This window comes from Rhodococcus sp. IEGM 1351 (assembly GCF_030056875.1).
GTDB lineage: Bacteria > Actinomycetota > Actinomycetes > Mycobacteriales > Mycobacteriaceae > Rhodococcus_F > Rhodococcus_F opacus.
On sequence record NZ_JASHKU010000196.1, the window covers coordinates 1 to 212 of the forward strand.

1 protein-coding gene is annotated in these 212 nt (G+C 59.0%); it reads left to right on the forward strand.

The features are described from left to right. Nucleotides 1-212, forward strand: a 212-nt coding sequence (locus QM806_RS41255) for a DDE-type integrase/transposase/recombinase (protein ID WP_349307630.1), incomplete at both ends; no start/stop codon positions are given.

Genomic DNA, 212 nt, shown 5'->3' on the forward strand with positions numbered 1-212 from the left:
GACCGCGGACCTGGCGTGTTCGGCGCTGCGAAACGCTATCGCGCTCCGCAACCCGGACGGCACCGTGGTTCATTCCGATCGCGGCAGCCAATTTCGTTCCGGAATGTTCGTAGAGTTGTTGGCCTGCAATGGTTTACAAGGTTCTATGGGGAAGGTGGGGGCATGTGGTGACAATGCCGCGATGGAATCGTTCTTCGCGTTGCTGCAACGCA